Below are 18,116 nucleotides of genomic sequence, written 5' to 3'. Positions count from 1 at the left end.
ACCTGTGTCCGCCAGGCACGGCAATTGTCTTTCGGACAAGAAAGAAGAATGCGAATTGTCTGCGGAAGCAGCGAGTTTTGTCTTAATTCATACGATTTTTAAGCCCTTATTGCACTGTGCCAGGTGCGCAATTCCCACAACAAGAGCATATAGAAAGTACAGTACAATGCCATCGAAACTTAACCCGAACAGTCGAGAAACAACACACGCCACATCAGGAAAGAATGTTCCCATCAAGCAAAAAAAGTAAATTCACGCTTGCAGAGACTTGCCCTCGGCAACAAAATATACTTCTCGAAGAAGAAGAAAAGAACGGTTTACCATTTGTCTGGAAACAGAAGCGACAAACAAGAAGGAAAATGTCGTGCCGTAAAAAGCACGGCAGAGCGGGTAAAAACATACACCGCGTATTTCATTACTAAATTTAATTGACACTGAAAAAACGGTGTGGGGGCGCAGCTTCGGTTGTGTCCCCTTTTTGTTTGTGCAAGTTGCAGAGGTCATTATAGAAATCTCGAGAGGTCTATGCATACTGTAAAATGGAGGAAAGCAGCATGTCGGCTATGCGTGGAATGCCCGTTCGCAGCCGTAGGGGCGCGATTCATCACGTCCTAATCAGAAACATGTATCTTAATGCAGGTAAAAATGATATGTCTGACCATCTTATTGAAGCTATAATTTACAAACAACAAGAAAATATTGGAAAACACTTGACAATGTAAAATAAAAGAACTAAATTTGCAGAATATCACATAGTACTGCGTGAAAACGGAAGAATAATTAACCAATCACCAAACACCCACGCCTCCGAAACGGTGTTGCTCCGAGAGAGTTGAAGCAGGGAGGCACGAACAACCATGAGGATTAACCTGACAAAAAGCATGCACACAGCCACAGCCGCACTGTTCATTGCATTGTTCACATTGCCTACGGCGGCAAAGGCACAGTCTGAGGAACTGTTGGAAATAGGAGACATAAAGGTTACTGCCGACAATTGCAACGACCTTTCCGTAATCAAAGGCGTCAGCGGAACCGTGAAATACGACCCCGCAACCAAGGTTCTCACACTGCAGAATGCCATGATAGACATTGAAGAGGGGCACGGCATCTATTCCGAAGTCAAGGGGCTGGCAATAAGGCTCATTGGCGTCAATAACCTGAAAGCAAAGAAAGCTGCCATCGGATTCAGGGAAGCTCTGGTCATCACGGGGGGCGGCACACTCAACGCAGAGAGCCTGAGCGACTGCGCTTTCTATGCCATTGAAACCAACCTTACCATAGACAACTGCACCGTAAACGCCAAAAGCAGCATGTACGGCATATCGGGAAACAGCAGTACAAGCGAAAACCTGACAATCAACCATGCCACAGTAACAGCCGAAGGCACGAAGAGAGGATCCATTCGCGACTTTGCATCGCTCACGCTGATAGGTTGCAACATCACGCAACCGGCTGGCGCAGAATTCAATGCAGCGAAACATTGCGTGATGAACAACGGCGAGATGGTGAAAAGCAAGGTGGTGATAACCAAGGATCCGACCGCAATACAGACTCCAACCAACACAGACACTGCACAGCAAGGTGTGTTCTCCATCGACGGACGACGCTTGTCAAACGACTGGAACCGTCTTCCGAAAGGCATTTATATAGTAAACGGCAAGAAGATGGCGAAGCAGTAGACGCACATAAATGGCTGTAAAAGCCATACATATTTTCGTTGTTTTGATTTTTTTTATAGGGATTCCAAGGCGCATGGAAACCTTGGTCTCCCTATTTTTCCATGAACTCTATTTTCCTCTATCTGTCGGAACATGTAATCGTCTAAACGCCAGCATCTTGCGAAAGGCAATCCGCTGCTTTTCAAAAAAAACCTTTTTGCCTTCCAAAAACTACCTTTCTGCACGCCAAAACCCACCCTTTCGCAAGGCAAAAAGGTGGGTTTCAGGCTCACACTCCCACCCCACCGCCACACAAGACAAACGATGCAGCAACATTCCACCCAATATATGCTATCGTAAGTTAAATAAAGTTACAGCGCAATATAATTTCCATTGGAAATTTGTAGGAGTCAGATAAAGTGCCTATCTTTGCATTAGTTTCCAACGGAAACATATAAGACACTGTACAAGACAGGAACAATGACAACAAAAAAGAAAGGATAACAGAAAGCAGAAAGAAAACAAATGTAGAACGAAAACAAGAAGAAAACAATGAGAAAGAACATTTTCGTGCTCGCTGCAGCAGCAGTCTTCACACTCGGAAGCTGCAACACGACAGCAAAGAACAAAACAGAAAACAAACAACCGGAGACGGTTCAGACAAAGAAAGGAAACAAAATGAAGACAATGGAAATCGACGAAACGACGTTCAGAGAGAAAATAATGGACTACAAGACAGCCGGAGACGCATGGAACTTCAAGGGCGACAAGCCCGCAATAGTAGACTTCTATGCCACCTGGTGCGGTCCGTGCAAAGCCACAGCCCCCATTCTCGAAGAGATAGCACGGCAGTACGACGGCAAGATAGACGTGTACAAGGTGGACGTAGACAAGAACCAAGAACTCTCCGCACTGTTCAACATCCGCTCAATACCATCGCTGCTGTTCATTCCGAAGACGGGAAAGCCGACCATGTCGGTAGGCGCACACGCCAAGAACGAGCTGGAACAGATGATTAAGGAAACCCTCCTGAAACAGTAAGATACAGCAGAAAACGCATGGACGACCACTGCATTCACAAGGTGCATGCCATCTTCCGGGCAGTAATAGAGTTTGAGCGGGCACTGGAAGACACGTTCAACATGAACATAAACGAACTCATGTTGCTGTGCATGCTCGCCAACACAGAAAGCCTTCTCGCAGGCGAAATAGCCTGCGAGATGGGGCTTACACGCTCCAATGCATCGAAAGTAATCGCCGCACTCGAACGGAAAGGATACCTGAAACGCCAGACCTGCAAACACGACAGCCGGTGCCAGCGGTGCAGCATAACCGAAAACGGACGGAAACAGATGGAACACATCAACTGCAAATCGTTCCCCACACCACCCGACCTCGCCGCCATCATTGCACAGGAATGATGCGGACAACACCCGGGAAAACACGCCCCGGACAGCCATCAGCATACCAACGGAACACAAGAGAAACGTCTGCAAACTTGAAAAATCACACTCCCATTACACGGGAAAATTACGCAAAACTTCCAGAAAAGTGGCAATTTCTGCCGTCTTTTATCCTCATTAATGAGTAAAACAGATATTTTTAACTGTTTTTTGTTTGGTATTTCCACAAGTATTGCGTATCTTTGCAACGAGATTTTAAATGCGAAATAATTATGTATATAGATCCAGCTTATCAAAAGCTGCTCGATTGTGGTATCAGGCCCTCATTGCAGCGCATTGAAATAATGCGCTATCTGCTGACACACCCTACCCACCCCACAATCGATGAGATATTCATGGAACTTAAAAAACGCATTCCGACAGTAAGTCGCACCACCATCTACAACACATTAAGAATGTTCTCGGAGAAAGGCGGCGCACTTATGATTACCATAGACGAGCACCACGTGTGCTACGACGGCACCACCACACCACACGCACACTTCTCTTGCAAAGTATGCGGACGGGTGTTCGACATGCCCGACATGCAGCCGCCCACACCCCAAAGTACCGCCATTGAAGGGTTCAGCATAGACGATGCCCAGCTGTACTACAAGGGAGTATGTGCCGATTGCCAGAGAAAAAGGAAGGAAGAGGTGTCGTAACATAAGGCAAAGACGCCTGAGACAAGACATTGTTAGGTTCAAGACAAAGATTATAAGGTTTAAGATAAAAGAATAGTAATGTTAAAAAGAGAGGCTTCCGAATCTTGTGAGAAGACCAAGAAGCCGCAAAAGAAAAAATCGGAATGCCTTGTTCGAAAGGCACGATGATTTGCAGAAAAGGCGGAAAGACCTTGCGACAAGGTGTAAACGCCTTTTATTTATTGTAAGAAACAAACCTTTAGCGTAAGGTTCTAATGGTTTAGCGAAATGGCAAGAAACCTTGCGACAAGGCGCAAATGCCAGTTAGATGACTATGAGATTGATGAAGTTGAAGGACAGGAGTGCCCGAATGGGGTGGGCAAAACGTGTTCTGCAACATAGAAACAAGCGAACACAACAAATTCAGACAGGCATTTGAGAACCCCGGAAAGACACTACCATGTTCAAACCAAGCTTCAGACGACTAACTTCTACAAGCATTTCGCCCCATTGTCTGTCTAATATATAAATATATAAACTGCGACAAAAAAGTGAAAACTTGTGTTAAAGGCAAGCCCATACAGATGGTTTTGCCATGTTGCACAAAGGTTTTTCCCTTTTTGTCGCAGTTTTTTTGTCGTGCATTTCCAAACATATTCCCTATTTGTTGCCGCTGTCTTGCCGCGTGTCATGCATATTGCTGCAACATGCTATGCACCAGACAGTTGTCCGAAACAAAAAAAATTGCCGTGCAACACCAGCTGCATTGACTGGCAGGAGCACGGCAATCGATTAATGGAACCATGGCTTGTGAATTGCAAGCGGAACACTTCGGGAACAGCAAAGAAATCCGTTCGAAAGACGATTGAAAGGCGGACAACTTCCCTTACGGTCGCTGCCGACCTCCCAATGTGTCGTTTTTTCCTGATATACATTCCCTGTTTGTCGCATCAAACCTACGCGCTTGTCGGAGCATTCTTCCTTTCTTGTCGGCAACAACCTACCAACCTGTCGGCAGACATGGCTGGTAGGACATTGTGTTTCAAGTATTTGCACATCGTCATATAATCAGTACAATTGATTAACAAACGATATTCCAAGTTCCTTGATGGGTGTTCTGGTTTACATGCAAGACCCCATTCCCAACGTTGTTGCGATGGCAGTGAGTACTGAAAGCATGAGCTGTACGATGAATTTCCATTTGTTCTTGTTCATAATTTCTTGGTCTTAAAAGGTTAATAAAAAGTGTTTTGCGGGAGAGGTGGGCGTTCACAGGTGTCTTGGAAAGCCTAACTTTCCCAGACGTTTCCAAGGTACAGGGTCTCAAGTTTCCCGGTTTCCATGGGGATTACTGGGAAACTGAGATACCCTGAAAATCTATTTGCCCACCAAGGCAGGCTGTCTTGCCAGCCTATGGGTGTTGCTGTCCGCCTCCGGGAGTTGCCCCTCCGCCTGAAGGATTGGTGTCGTCCTTCTTTTTCTTGGTGCCAATGTAGGTGGCAAGTTCCTCTACCTTCACGCCCGTAACGAAGTTTTTAACACGCACCTTGTCGGCTCCGACGTGTGTTTCGGGCTGAAACAGGACGTGCGGACATCTTATTTGCTTTGCGGCAACGAAGTCCTTGCGCTCCTTGGAACCCGTAGAGCTGATGGCGAGTTTGAAAGTTCCGAATCCGTCGAGCTTGATTCGCATTCCGTTCTGCAGGTTGTGCGACATCTCGCTTACCAGTGCGCTGAGCACAGCGAGTATGTCCGGCTCGGTAACCGTACAGCGGTCGCTGATGCGTACAGCCAGCTGGCGGGTGCCGATGGTGCCCATGTAAGCTGTACGGGCGTACCAATACTTGTGATACTTACTCTTCGTGTTGTTCAACTGATACATTTTGTACTTGATTGACATAACTTTTAAATTTTAAAGGTTAATAAAAAAATGATTGATTTATTCTATTTGTGCAGATGGACAACCCACCTGCATGTTTCTTCACATGTCATAAGGTGTGCCCACGGTGTGGAGCCTGCGGGCTGAAATCTTACCTATTTGTCGCCGGAAGGACTATTCCGACCGCCTGAAACCCACGTGAATCCATCGTTTTTGTTGTATTCCCATTGGCTCCAACAGCAGTTGCTGCACTGCCGAATGGCGTTCCAGAATGTGTCCGTAGCGCATTGCCGTTGCCGTGTCGGGTACGAATATGTCGGCAGCCTCGCCCTTCAGGTGCTGCGAGTTCCACACACCGCCCACCGCCTTGTTCAGTTCCTGACAGCGATAGCCGCTTGTTACAATCACGCGCCCCACCCTTCTCCGCAGCGGCTCGAGCACTTCGGTGCACAGTGCACGCAAGTTTTCCATCACCTCCGCCGTGCTGATGCCTTCTCCGGGGTGCGCATCGGGATTGTTGTCTATGCCCAGCCGTATTGCCGTTCCCGACCGAAAGAATTCGCCCACCGTGAAATGGGGTGATAAATGTTCGTCTAATGTTAATTTCATATTTTTGTCTCGTTATATGTTTTTATACCTTTGCCAATACGTTTTTATATGTCTGACCAACTATATATATAAATATGGTGTAGCCATTCCGTCTGTTTCACGTATGTTTGGCGTTGCTGTCTGTTTACGTTTGCAAAGGTACAACATCGCAAAAGCCATGTCAAGCATCTTGTGGGTAGTAACGTGGGTAGTGTGTTAGTAGCATTTTTACACGGCACTGCAGGTTTTGTTGTGCAGCCGTTGTTATGCCGATGCGCTGCCGAAAATGTGGCACGCCCTTTCCGAACCGTGCGCATGCGACCATAAAAAAAGGAGAAGTGCAGGCAGCTTTCGCATTTCCACACTTCTCCCCAAACGGATTTATGAGAGAGGATAAGGTCGGTTGAACCACGGAATGGTTTGCAGCGCCGACCTAAACCAGTTAGGTTCTGTTCTGATGCTCCGAAGAGCGTACTGCCGCATTACGGCTTTCTGTCCGCAAATTCTGCCGTTCCGCCTGCCGGCTCCGTGGCATTGCAGGCAACTTGCCCACCTTTATGGGGGCAAATGCGTTGCAGACAGTTCCGAAGAAAGCGTGCTGCCGGTACATGGCTTTGGTGCGGCGAGGGTTATCCCTTTGGAATAAATATAGTCTTCCAAGTTATTTGTGTTTTCCGCTGTTCCGCTTTTCCATAAGCAATAAGTGTCCGTAAAGCATGGGTAAATCCAAGTTTATTCGTAATCCATTCACGTTTGCAAACACGAAGACAGGAGATAAGCACTTACGGTTGGTGTTTATCTCCTGTCCGATAGCCTTGCCCTTATCGTCTAAAAGGGGAAAGGCTATCTTTTCTTACTTCTTTCCTCAAAAAGAGAAAGCAGGAAGTGGCTTTACTTTTCCCAGTAATCGGAGTCTACGGTAGCTTCTACAGCCTTCTCTATGCTATCGTCGAGGTTGCAGAAGAAGTCGATACCAGTGCGCTTCTGGAGTTCCTCGATGGTTATATAGTCGTACTTGCTCTTCTTGTAGTGGGGCGACCAGATGCCGAGGGCACGATAGGTATTGGTCTTCTTGTCGTAAGCCAACAGTGCCATATAGAAGTATTTGGGCACGATGCCGGGGAAATGAAGGCTGCCTGCTGGCTTGCCCTCTTTCTCGGCAATCTCGTTGAGGTCTTTCTTGTTACAGATATACTCTGCCTTGTCGATGGTGGCAGCCTTGACCACATAGAGTGTGTCGCACTTGCCAGCCCATGCACGCACCTTCTCTTCGAGGTTCTTCCATACGCCACCGTTGTGTCCATGTACTTGGGGCTGCATGTTGCTCAGGTAGAAAGTCTGGTCGTTCATGGCTTGAGAGCAGCATCTGTCGTCTGACGGACAGAGGTGTCCACGGTCGAATCCACTGCCTTTGTAATCTTTAAGGGTTGTCTGCATGTCCGATGGGATATCGGGATCCGGCTTGAACTCGTTTTTACGCTTCACATTCTTCTGCATCATTTTGTCGTACATCTCGTAGCAGGTCCAGCGGTTAGCCTTGAGTTTGGCGTCCCACTCTACGGAATAGTTGTTCATTCGCTTCCCGTTCTCGGTGGTGAAATGAGTAATCTCGTAGGTCTTGTTAGTTCCCTGATAGAAGCGTGGGAACTCCAATCGCCACCCCTGCGGGTTCTTTTTCAAGTCGGCAGTGGTGTTACGGTTGGCGTTTTTGCCCGATGGGTCGGGGGTAGGAGTGGGTTCGTTGGTCAGCGTGTAGGTTATCTGCGAGAAAAGATAGTCTTTTGACACCTTTGTTCCCTTGGGATACACCTTGATGCCCACATCGTTGAGGATACGGAGACTGTCCATAGACTCGCCCATAACGTAGGTGTGCACCTTGCCGCGCTTTGTAGTAATGGTGAGTTTCTGCTTTTGGGTCTGCGCCGTAGCCGTCATGCCCAGTAGCAGTGCCAGCAAAATAAATACACTTTTCTTCATTTTATCGTCCTCCTTAATTTAGGTTATTATTATCGTCCATGCTCCAGAAGCCGTCCTTGGCACAACCGTCCTCCCATGCGTTGCCGCTTCCGTGGTCGTTTCCGGTTGCTACCTGCGTTCCACCGGCATTCACGTCAGAACTGCTCATGATAAGGTCTGCCGTGGTGATGAGTATGTTCATGATGGCTGGAGCCATATAGAGTTTTTTCTTTACGATAGTGTTCTTTGTCTTAATTGATGATTACCTTGCGGCCGTTTACGATGTAGAGCCCTTTTGGCAAGCCGTTCAGACTGTTGCCGAGGTACTGACCATTGAGGTTGTACACCTTGAAACGGCAAGGCTGACTTTGCTCCTTGAGAAGCGTAATGCCTGTGGTTTCGCCGGAGAAGGCTATCTTGGCAGTTGCCGTGGCAGGAACTCGATAATAGGCGCGCAATCCCTTGAGGCGGTTGGCTTGCCCGTCCGAACCTGTGGGATAATAGAGATTGCCGTCCGAACCAAGGTAACGTTCCGTTTTGTCGAGGGCGAGCGTGGCTGGACTATAGGTTGCCACGAAGCTGTATTGCTTGTCGGCTGAACTTACGGTCTGGGCTTTCGCAGCCTTGAGGGTTACGCTCTCGTAGGTTGGATTTTTCATGTTCCACTTCACAAGATAGGGCATACCAGCCTCGATGCGGGTCTGTCCGCTCTCGAAAATCATCGTGCTGCCCTCCATGTTGCCGGTAAACTTGGCTATCTGGGCGTCTTTCAGGTTTTCCGCCTCGATGTCGAATGGCACGGCGAAGGTGTTCCAATGGTCTGAAGTGAGCGTACGATTCAGGCGCACAGCCACATCAGGCATGTCTTGCCGGGGCGAAACGAACGCCTCTCCCTCGTCAATCACGAAGACTATGGGACGCCGGTTGTTTCCAAACAAGGGGCTGATTTCCTTCTTGTCGCCGTCAGGCACGGCAATGCCTGCCATGTCGATGATGGCTCCGGCATAGGGCGCAACATACTTATCCTTGTCGGCTGTGATGCCAAAACGGTTGTGCACGGTGATGCCCTCCTGCGTAGAGCGTCCGTCGGCAGCGACATGCAGGTTCTTCAGACTAACCCAATCGGCAACGTTGGCGGCATAATCGGCAGCCTCTATCTCCTTCGGTTGCACCTCTTTTTCCATTACAGGGTCTGCAATGGCGAGCAGCGTTGTGTTGGTCAGGGCACTTACAGCCTTGAAACGTGGCACGCCGTTCTCCATTACATATTCGCCCGTTATCTTGCCAGCCATGTGCTGGTTGCAGGCAAAAGGCACATTGGGATTGATACCACAGAAGCACACGGCACCCGTACAGTCGCGCACATAGGCTTCCTGCGTATCGCCCGTGCCGTGCACACAGAGCACACGCGCCATACTGCCCTCATCTCCGTCGGTCAGGCAGAGCGTGGCACGGCTGCCACTCTTCAATGCTTTAAGTTCCTTAATGCTGTTCACCGTGAATACAGGTTGCTCCGGCTGGGCAGCCGAATAGGTGATGACGATACGCTTGATGTAGTTCTTATCGGTTGCAGTAAAGGTTACCGAATGGGTGGTCGTACCATTGTCGGTCCATTGCATACCGCTGAGCTTTCCCGTACTGACCGTACTACTCAGTGTCCCTGTGAAGACGACAGCCGTAATATGCTGTCCTTCGGGCACGCTGAAAGTGATGCTGCCACCTTTCTTATAGAATCGCAGTTCGGTGTCGCCTTTAGCATTCCATACGCGCGTAGGCATACTTCCATTGGTACACGACATACTGACACTGCCCACAGTATAGGCTGGTTTCGTCAGATTTGTCGCCTTGCTTGGGTCAGGTTTAGCAATTCCCAAGGTTTTTAGCCCCTCATCGGTGCTAAAGTCGAATGTAGCCGTGTCTGCAAATCCCTGCAACGGCAGAACGAGCACGGAAATGAGCACGAAAAAACGTAAAATTCGCTTCATAGTTGTTATAAATTAAGTTTATTATAAATAATGTATTGCTCTATATTAGTACGCATTTAAGTTAATAGCCAAGGCTACCTGATTTACAGTTTCGGTGTACAAAGGTAATCATTATTTATGAATTAGAAAAAAAAAGATAAAAAAATAAAAAGAAAATTCAGCTTCAACTGTTCGCCGTAACCTGCACAATGTCCCCTGATTGTTGGGGCAGATGGTCTGCCTTAAACAAAAGCCATTTTGCCAAACAGCCGCTTTCGCCATGCAAAACAGCCCCTTTTAAAGCCCCAAACAGGCTCTTTTGCACGGCAATACAATGGGTATTGAAAAACCGGGGAAGAAGTGCCCTCCCCCACTCCACACGCCGCACACCTGCCACCCTGCAGATTTGGACGCACGGCACGGACAGCACAAATGCAGAAGAGTTAATGTTTTTTAACATCGTACATTTGCTTTTCCAAATAAAAAAATGTTTCTTTGTAGCCTAATTAAGATGTGTGTAAAAACAGGAGGAGCACTCGCAACAAGAGCGAAGTTCTCCCTCCGCGCAAAAAACAACTGAACGAAAGTATATTAAGAGAACGTTCCCGCCAAGCAACATTGCAGCGACAAGCCTGCCTGAGCATTGCGGAGGCAAGGAATCAAAAGGATTGAAGAAAAGAAGAAGAACTATAACTTTATGAAAAAAATCCTGTTAGCGACCATTGCCACATGCTGTATGGCAACAACGATGCACGCACAAGACAACTGGACAATGAAGGTAACGATGAAGTCGGGCGAGGTGAAAGAATATCCCTGCAACGACGTCAAGGACGTAACTTTCAGCAATTCGGACAACAGCTTCTACGCCGACGTGGCTGCAACCAACACTTACAACCTGTATTACGGTGCCGTGTCGGAGCAATTAGCCGCATACACGCTGCACCTGTGCGACGGAAAGTTGTCGAAAGGCGGACTGCCAACCGAGATTAACAAGCACGACATCAGGCTGACCGTGCTCGCAAAGCCATCGCAAAACCCAGCCGGCGCAGCCCTGCCGGGCGGAACCTACAAGCTTGTAAACAGCACCGGAAAGGCAGGAGTGTACGGAAAGCAGAGCGTCTACATAGAAACCAACAAGGTGAACGCCGACGGACAGGTGGACGGATTTCTCGATTCGCTTGCCATCTGCAACCTCAATGTGGAACGGCGGACGGACGGAACGTACAAGCTGCTGGTGGAAGGGGAACTCAGAGACCACGGAAAGGTGCGCTTTGCATACGACGGCAAGCTGGAGTTCGTGAACAAAGACCCAGCCGCCGGCTACCAGACCATCACCGAAGACGTGAACTTCGTGCCGCGAACCATGTCGGGCAGATACGTAAAGGCAACCGATACGTATTGCGACTACACGATTACCTTCCTGAATTGCGACACCGACGACGAAGGATTTATAGTGGGAGCAGGCGAGTATCTGAACCTTGTGCTGCTGACAGAATATAAAGTTCCGATGGACATCAACACCATCGTGGGCACCTACGACGTGGTGATGCCGGTTGCAGGAGCCGTTTACGAAAAGGGAAAGTACGTTGGCGGAACCATGTTCAAGCGCGGCGGCACAACTTATCCCGTGGGTTCGTACTACAAAGAGTTCGACGGACAGGGAGGCGAAGCGTTCGGACTTTTCAACGGAGGAACCATCACCGTTACACAGAACAATGGCGACATTACCTTCAAGGGCAACTGGAAAACGCCCGAAGGCAAGACCGTGAAGATGGAATACACCGGAAACGTAAGCAAGATTATAGACCAGTCGCAACAGCAAGCAAAGCCTGCCGCACGCAACAACCGCATCGATGGCAAGGCAGACAGCACAGCCACAGGCGGACGCACGGACGTGAATGACGTTCAGCAGGCAGGAAACACCATACTGATGATGAAGAAATAAACCTAACTTCTGGCTTCTGCTGTCTCACACCGTCCATGGGCGGTAGAGATGGCGAGGTCTCTTCTCACAGACTTCATCAGCATTTCAGATTAGAAAAGAACAGTACAAAGTTATAGGAAAAGAAAATTTTATTCAAGGAATGGTCCATAATGGATCAGGAGAGATGCCGAGACCGTGAGGCCTTGGCATCTTTTTTTATAGACCTGTTTGCAGGTGTTTGCAGCGCAGAGCAAGCTGTCTGCAGAGTGTAGGGCGCGAAAAATCACGCCCCTACATGGCAGCAAACACCTTGCTACAAGCAGGAATGTCCACTTCCGAGAGTGTCCCGATGGGGGCAGAATGCCTGAAGGAAACCATAACCTCCGTGCTTCCCGTGCGCTCTAAGCCCCCATGGAACACCTGACAACCCCAGACACCCGAAAGCTTCTACAGCAGACTGTCGCCGTAGATGGCTTCCTTTATGTTCTTTTCGTGGTCGAAAACGAAACGGGCAACAATGGAACTGAGCAGCGCCGTAGACGGCATCTTGATGCTGTTGGCAGACTTCAGCCTGTCGAGCACACTCTTCAGGTCGGAGTCTATGTACACCGTGGCAAGCTTGGAGTCGCGCAGCTTGTACTCTTTAGCCAAGTCCAAAAACATCTGCCAGCTGTCCGTGGTGTCGCCCTGCTGCAGCGTGTACTCGCGGGCAAGCTCCTTTCCCTCGGCTTTTGGCAACTTCTTGGCAGCCGGAGCCGAGCGGTCCTTCTCGTCGGCAGGTGCTGCCGGCTTGGTGTGGAGGGCAGGCTCGTGGTGCACCGGCTCCCAGACGGGCTCGGGTTCTGCCACTACCTCCTCGACGGGTTCGGGCTCGGCAGGTGCCGATACCGCCGGCTTCTCTACACCTTGCATTCTGTTTACTAATCCAGAAATACCGCCTGGCATTATCACTTTCGTCTTTTTCTTTACCATAATAGTATGTTGTTTTTTGTTGTTATCGTCTGTTCCACTTCCTGAATGGGCATCGTTCGTCTGCCGGAACAGGTTCTGTCCCATCGCCTAATCTTCACTATGTGAAGTTGGCAACACGCTGAACCCAAGGCAGATACGATTGTAAGACCTGCCTACTTCATTCGCTTTATCATGTACTCGAATGCCCCTTTCACCGCCTCGCGCTGCGTGGCAAGCAGCTCGAAGGTGTTTATGCGCTTCAGCGTGGCACGGCTGTTCACCATCGGCGTAACCTTTCCAATCTGCGAGAAGATGTCGTTGGTGTCGCTCCACATGCGCTGCTCGTCGGAAGTACCGATGCGGGGGTCTATCCGGTTGGGCACAAAGAAGATTTGAGCGTGCATGTCCGGGTTTACGTCCTTGAGCGCATTGATGACCTGAACGAATATTCCCGTGGAATCCAACGTCTTGTCTTCGTACTCGTAAGGGCACACAATGTAGTCGGCATTGGTGAAGAGAGGCACCAGTCCGTCCTCGCTTACGTTGCCGGGAGAGTCGAACAGCACGTAGCCTTCCACCTCTGAAGCCGAATCCATGAGCTGCTGCATCAGCTCGGGGGCACTTACGTCGAAGCTCTGCACACTGTATGGCTCTTCGCCCTCGTAGATCTGAACATCTTTCTGCCGCTGCATCAGAATGGTTTTCTGCAGGTCGGTGTCGATGATACACACGGGTTTGCCCTTCCAGCTCAAGTAATTGGCAAACAGCATGCACAGCGTGCTCTTCCCTACTCCACCTTTCTGGTTGGCAAATACTACTTTAATATTTTTCATACCTTGTTATATTTATATGTTATATTGCTTGTTTCGTAAAATTCTATCGCTTTGTTTGTTGTCTGGTCATTGTCCTGCTGCATCGTCGATTTCAGTGTCGGACAATGCCGAAGCGGTTCCGCCATACTTCAACATCTTGCTGAGCATGACGAAACTACAGCCCCATGCCGCAAGCATGAGCATGACCGGAACGGCTATTATAAGGCCGGGCAGACCGAGCAGGAACAGATAAGTTGAAAAGAAAACAAGACCGACGGCAAGCAAGGCAACAAAGAGCGCACGACGAATGCAACGCCGTATGTGGCTGCTGCCGTTGGAATAAATCCACCCAAATATGCCTATCATCAATCCTAAGAATATGGTTTTGGTCAAGAAAACCGCCCAATCGAGCAAATCGGGAAACGCTTCGGTGTTGTAACAGAACAACAACAACTTGCCCAAAACCACATAAACCACACCCGAAGCAATGGCAAAGGCTAACGCATCGCGGCACATACTGACACGATTTACACGCCCTACCCTGCCTAAACCACGGTGCAAAAGTGCCAACAGCGACACAACGCACAGATACATCAGGGCTTCGCACGTTATGGAAACAGCATCGGAAACCGACACGCTGCCTTCCGTGAGCTTCTCGCCGGACTGGTTCACCAACACAAGACTCAGCCCCACAATGCAGAACATAAATATATATTCCAACACAGTGAGCAACTTCAACTCTTTCGAACGTAGGTCGAAATGGTCTATCACAAACTTCTTCATATTTCTATACCATTACTTTAACACATCAATTTGCACCTTGCAAAGCTCCATTAGAAGCCTTTGTGCATTTTTATATAATTACGTTTACACATCTATTTATATCTAAACACATTGCAAATCGTTGCTTATCAATATTCTATATATTTATGTTTATACGTCTATAATTATCTTTCCATTTACCTTTAAAGGTATTCTTGTATCTTTGTATTTACCTTTCTGTCTGGTAAGTGCAGCATCTCCCATTCCTATAAAGGCTGTTATTCACAGGTGGCTTATTCTCTCTGCGATTGCTATGAAACCGAATATCCCTAAGCATATCTGCACTCCCCCACTCCATCTAATCTTCGTTTGAAGCGAAACTCCTGTACAGCAACACCCACAAAACAACCTGAATGCACAACTGAACAATCAGTTTTACAACCCGATAGTTCTCCAACTCAGGCAAAGTGAGTCCGCCGACGCTCGTATATAAATAGGTGTAGAACTCGCCAACCAGCATCGACAGCACCGGCAGAACGGCAAGCACAATGCCGTAAAGGCGTATCCTGCCACCAAACTTCCGGGCTATCCCAATGCCCAAACACAGACTTGCCACTCCAATAGCCATGTCGTTGTAGAATGGTAACGCCATCTGGAACTTGCCAAAACCACTCAACAGCGTTGCACCGGCAGCCGTTTGCGTTGCACCAGAGGGCATTATGGCAACCGCAGCCCCGAGAACGGTGAGCACCATCACCACAATCTGCATCAGTTGCAGCCAGTAATGGTTGGCTTTGAGCAAAGCATGGCGAAGCTGTTCCCACGCAACAACAGAGCAAAGCGCCACTGCCACCCCACAAATGCGCAACAAGGGCGACACGTCGGGGGCTGCACTCGCCACACTGAAGCCGTCGGCAGACAGCTCATCAATATGTTGTCCGTAGTTTTCGGAGAACTGCAGCAACAAGAATACCACACACAAGCACACCGACCAGCCGAGTATTGCAACTCGACGAGGTGTTATTTCAAATGCATTTATCTTCATATTTTTATATATTTATAGTTATACGTCTTTACATTACTACTTTTAAATATTATCAACTCTTTACCTTTCTACGTATACAAGTGTTTGTTTGTTTATATTTTATAGTATGTTTGTACTTATATTATGCACTATAAACATATTTAAAGATATAGTTATTATCTGATTATACCTATCCAGACAAAAGACTAAATCTATATTTATATATTTACAGAAGTACACTATTACATAATCAAACATATATTCAAAGAACGCAACACATACACCAAAGCGAAACAGAAAAGCGGCGAACGCACAGTATTTATATTTATATATATTTACTCTATATTTTGAAACACAGCATGTTAGCAAGTCTTTTTGCGAACGCCAGTATCGCAAGTGCAACGCAAGAAAGCATATTCAGACAACCAAAGATATATTTATATAAAAACATAGCAATGGTATTCATCATACAATTACAAATTTACGACAAAACATTTAAATAACAAAACGTTTTTAGTTTTTTATAAAATACAATACAAAAGTAGAAATCTTATTTTATATTAATACTGTTTTGTTTCTTTGTTTTTATATATTTATATTTCAACTTCAATAGATATAACGTTACAATATATTTTTATTCGCAACGCTAAATTTATCTTTTTGTTTATTTGTTTTTATATATTTATGTTTCTTTGGCTTTATCTTTATACAAACGTATGTATTTCTTTATTGTGCATTTTTGTGCCTTTTGCAATCAGGCTGGAGGAGAAAGGGCAGACTGGAAATAAGAAAAGTAATAGAAAGGATATGGAAAGAGTGAAACATTTTTTGGCAATCGTAATGCAGTGGGGGAGTGTTTCATCGTACCGAACACATAGAGGAAACAAATCGTTTATATTCAGGTAAGAAACTGTTGTGCGAAATAGATGGGGCATTGCAAGCCTGCAGGTGGCACAGAACAGACCCTTACAGTTCCTAAGAATAGGCTGCCAATGCAACAAAAAAATCACCTTGCGCACTGCAGGCATACATCGGGCATGTTGGCGATGCCCTCACACCGAGAGCAGGAACAGAAAAATATATGATGCGTAGCACTCTTTCACATCGTGCAAGCAACAAATAAGCGAAATAAGAAAATAATTTCCAATTTATTAAAACGTATCGTTATTCGGAAATGCAGCATATTTATAACAGAGAAAGTGGCAGACATGACATGCACATTCATCTGTATAGATATTCCATACAGCAGGTGGCGCAAACAACAAATGAAGTTTATAAAAGACAACAGACAGAGCTTTATAAAACAACAGACAAAGTTTTATAGGCAACAGACAGAGCTTTATAAAACAACAGACAAATTAATTGGGAAAGGACAGAACAAAGTCTACTGCCACAGGTGAAGGCTCTGGAAAAACAAAAGAGGCTGTCTTGCAATGCAAAAGGCATTGTTTCGGTCGGCAAAAGAGCCTGTTTTGCAAATCGGAAATTGGGAACAGAAAATAAGAAAACTGCAACCTCATTTTGGAAACCCAAAAGTTTGGGCGACAAAAACGGAAGATATTTTGAGGAGAAAAATACACCGATATTTTTTAAGAAAAAGGAAAGAGAAACAGAAAACAATTGCAGCGATGGGGTGGGGGAGCCGCAGACAAAATATGGAAAAAACGAAATGGGAGAGTAGTAAAATTGTCGCCAATAAATAAAAGTGGCAGTCTGGGGCGACAAAATGGGAAGAAATATGATGCAAAACACACGTGCGACAAATGGGGAATATATATTTTAGCTATGTAAATATGGTCGTAACAAGCTGATTTACATAGTAAATAAGGGGTTAATTAAAGGCGAACGGCGACAAAAAAGTGAAAAGTTTTGTAAATCGTTTAAGTTCTTCTGCAATTTGTCGGATATATTTCGTTGTGTATTAGCAACTTAAATGATGAATGAAAGAGACATTTTGAGCGATATTTGTTCCTAATTTGTCGCACAGAAAACAGCCATTTATACGTTTGCAGATAGCCTTTTTCAGTACGATTGCAGTCGTTCTGAAAAGAAATAGGGTAGTAATGCGCGACAAATTAGTAAGATTACAAAAAGCGGAAAAGGAAGTATGGTACGACAAAAAGGGAAGTCCTGCATTTTAATAAGTAGGCGACAAATTGGGAAAGAAAACCCGAACAGAATGCGAAAGAAATTCAAACGATTTGGATTGTCGGGCGAGCTGAAATATGTCGAGGGGTGTGCAGCGACGTTGCAGAACGTTCGCAGGAGGCGCAGGGGCTTGATTTATCATGTCCCTAACAGTCAGTGAGTTCAATAGAAAAGCTAAGAGGAGACGGGGAAACGGTCAGAGAGACGAAATGAAAAGAGTAGGAGGAGACGGGAGAACCGTCAGAGAGACAAAAAGAAAGGAGTAGGAAGGAGATGGGGAACGTGGTAAATCACGCTTTTACAGTGGCTGTGCGCAGCGACGTTGCAGACCGTCTGCAGGAGTCGTAAGGGCTTGATTAATCAT

19 protein-coding genes are annotated in these 18,116 nt (G+C 46.9%); 9 read left to right on the top strand and 10 right to left on the bottom strand.

Features of this window, described 5'->3' with window-relative positions; translation table 11 throughout:
• Window positions 1-881 precede the first annotated feature (881 nt).
• The 5 genes from RDV52_RS00845 to RDV52_RS00825 all read left to right on the top strand — a co-directional run bounded on the left by RDV52_RS00845 (window position 882) and on the right by RDV52_RS00825 (window position 4,812).
• Entirely contained in the window at window positions 882-1,679 is a 798-nt protein-coding gene (locus RDV52_RS00845; protein ID WP_115098643.1) for a peptidase, read from the top strand.
• 531 nt (window positions 1,680-2,210) lie between these two features.
• Window positions 2,211-2,699 carry a thioredoxin gene (trxA, locus tag RDV52_RS00840; RefSeq protein ID WP_004367537.1) on the top strand — a complete coding sequence of 163 codons (489 nt, stop codon included), beginning with the start codon at window positions 2,211-2,213 and terminating at the stop codon, window positions 2,697-2,699.
• Window positions 2,700-2,716: 17 nt separating this feature from the next.
• Entirely contained in the window at window positions 2,717-3,079 is a 363-nt protein-coding gene (locus RDV52_RS00835) for a MarR family winged helix-turn-helix transcriptional regulator (protein WP_004361921.1), read from the top strand.
• A gap of 254 nt (window positions 3,080-3,333) precedes the next feature.
• A complete protein-coding gene (locus tag RDV52_RS00830) occupies window positions 3,334-3,765 on the top strand; it encodes a Fur family transcriptional regulator (protein ID WP_004361920.1) in 432 nt (143 codons plus the stop codon).
• 774 nt (window positions 3,766-4,539) lie between these two features.
• The gene (locus RDV52_RS00825) at window positions 4,540-4,812 is read left to right on the top strand and encodes a hypothetical protein (RefSeq protein ID WP_147278310.1); all 273 of its coding nucleotides are present in this window, start codon (window positions 4,540-4,542) and stop codon (window positions 4,810-4,812) included.
• A gap of 54 nt (window positions 4,813-4,866) precedes the next feature.
• Here the strand turns inward: RDV52_RS00825 and RDV52_RS00820 are convergent, their stop codons facing one another.
• From RDV52_RS00820 to RDV52_RS00810, 3 genes are all read right to left on the bottom strand, one after another.
• Entirely contained in the window at window positions 4,867-4,959 is a 93-nt protein-coding gene (locus RDV52_RS00820) for a smalltalk protein (protein ID WP_004361917.1), read from the bottom strand.
• Between the two features lie 196 nt (window positions 4,960-5,155).
• Entirely contained in the window at window positions 5,156-5,644 is a 489-nt protein-coding gene (locus tag RDV52_RS00815) for an HU family DNA-binding protein (RefSeq protein WP_004367532.1), read from the bottom strand.
• Window positions 5,645-5,797: 153 nt separating this feature from the next.
• Window positions 5,798-6,232 carry a D-Ala-D-Ala carboxypeptidase family metallohydrolase gene (locus tag RDV52_RS00810; RefSeq protein WP_004367530.1) on the bottom strand — a complete coding sequence of 145 codons (435 nt, stop codon included), beginning with the start codon at window positions 6,230-6,232 and terminating at the stop codon, window positions 5,798-5,800.
• 394 nt (window positions 6,233-6,626) lie between these two features.
• Between RDV52_RS00810 and RDV52_RS00805 the strand changes: the two genes are divergently transcribed.
• The gene (locus tag RDV52_RS00805; RefSeq protein WP_088401486.1) at window positions 6,627-6,857 is read left to right on the top strand and encodes a hypothetical protein; all 231 of its coding nucleotides are present in this window, start codon (window positions 6,627-6,629) and stop codon (window positions 6,855-6,857) included.
• Window positions 6,858-7,102: 245 nt separating this feature from the next.
• On the opposite strand, the gene RDV52_RS00800 is transcribed toward RDV52_RS00805, so the two are convergent.
• From RDV52_RS00800 to RDV52_RS00790, 3 genes are read right to left on the bottom strand one after another with little or no spacing between them, the layout of a single operon-like run.
• The gene (locus RDV52_RS00800; RefSeq protein WP_004367523.1) at window positions 7,103-8,188 is read right to left on the bottom strand and encodes a DNA/RNA non-specific endonuclease; all 1,086 of its coding nucleotides are present in this window, start codon (window positions 8,186-8,188) and stop codon (window positions 7,103-7,105) included.
• A 13-nt stretch (window positions 8,189-8,201) separates the two neighbouring features.
• Window positions 8,202-8,384 carry a hypothetical protein gene (locus tag RDV52_RS00795; RefSeq protein WP_004367520.1) on the bottom strand — a complete coding sequence of 61 codons (183 nt, stop codon included), beginning with the start codon at window positions 8,382-8,384 and terminating at the stop codon, window positions 8,202-8,204.
• 34 nt (window positions 8,385-8,418) lie between these two features.
• Window positions 8,419-10,152, bottom strand: coding sequence for a hypothetical protein (locus RDV52_RS00790; RefSeq protein WP_004367518.1), 1,734 nt, complete (start codon window positions 10,150-10,152; stop codon window positions 8,419-8,421).
• Between the two features lie 676 nt (window positions 10,153-10,828).
• Between RDV52_RS00790 and RDV52_RS00785 the strand changes: the two genes are divergently transcribed.
• Both RDV52_RS00785 and RDV52_RS00780 read left to right on the top strand, forming a co-directional pair.
• Window positions 10,829-12,076, top strand: coding sequence for a hypothetical protein (locus tag RDV52_RS00785; RefSeq protein WP_040557301.1), 1,248 nt, complete (start codon window positions 10,829-10,831; stop codon window positions 12,074-12,076).
• 217 nt (window positions 12,077-12,293) lie between these two features.
• Entirely contained in the window at window positions 12,294-12,479 is a 186-nt protein-coding gene (locus RDV52_RS00780) for a hypothetical protein (protein WP_147278309.1), read from the top strand.
• Between the two features lie 23 nt (window positions 12,480-12,502).
• Here the strand turns inward: RDV52_RS00780 and RDV52_RS00775 are convergent, their stop codons facing one another.
• From RDV52_RS00775 to RDV52_RS00760, 4 genes are all read right to left on the bottom strand, one after another.
• Window positions 12,503-13,027: a hypothetical protein gene (locus tag RDV52_RS00775; RefSeq protein WP_040557299.1), complete on the bottom strand. Its 525-nt coding sequence runs from the start codon at window positions 13,025-13,027 to the stop codon at window positions 12,503-12,505.
• Between the two features lie 152 nt (window positions 13,028-13,179).
• Complete coding sequence (locus RDV52_RS00770) at window positions 13,180-13,839, bottom strand: ParA family protein (protein ID WP_004361906.1); 660 nt, start codon at window positions 13,837-13,839, stop codon at window positions 13,180-13,182.
• Between the two features lie 66 nt (window positions 13,840-13,905).
• A complete protein-coding gene (locus RDV52_RS00765; RefSeq protein ID WP_004367513.1) occupies window positions 13,906-14,601 on the bottom strand; it encodes a hypothetical protein in 696 nt (231 codons plus the stop codon).
• 337 nt (window positions 14,602-14,938) lie between these two features.
• Complete coding sequence (locus RDV52_RS00760; RefSeq protein WP_004367512.1) at window positions 14,939-15,625, bottom strand: hypothetical protein; 687 nt, start codon at window positions 15,623-15,625, stop codon at window positions 14,939-14,941.
• A 1,412-nt stretch (window positions 15,626-17,037) separates the two neighbouring features.
• On the opposite strand from RDV52_RS00760, the gene RDV52_RS00755 reads away from it, so the two are divergent.
• Window positions 17,038-17,307 carry a hypothetical protein gene (locus RDV52_RS00755; RefSeq protein WP_147278308.1) on the top strand — a complete coding sequence of 90 codons (270 nt, stop codon included), beginning with the start codon at window positions 17,038-17,040 and terminating at the stop codon, window positions 17,305-17,307.
• Window positions 17,308-18,116: the final 809 nt, after the last annotated feature.

This window comes from Prevotella nigrescens (assembly GCF_031191185.1).
Lineage (GTDB): Bacteria > Bacteroidota > Bacteroidia > Bacteroidales > Bacteroidaceae > Prevotella > Prevotella nigrescens.
Note: the sequence above shows the minus strand (reverse complement) of the source record. Positions and strands in the feature narration are given on the sequence as shown.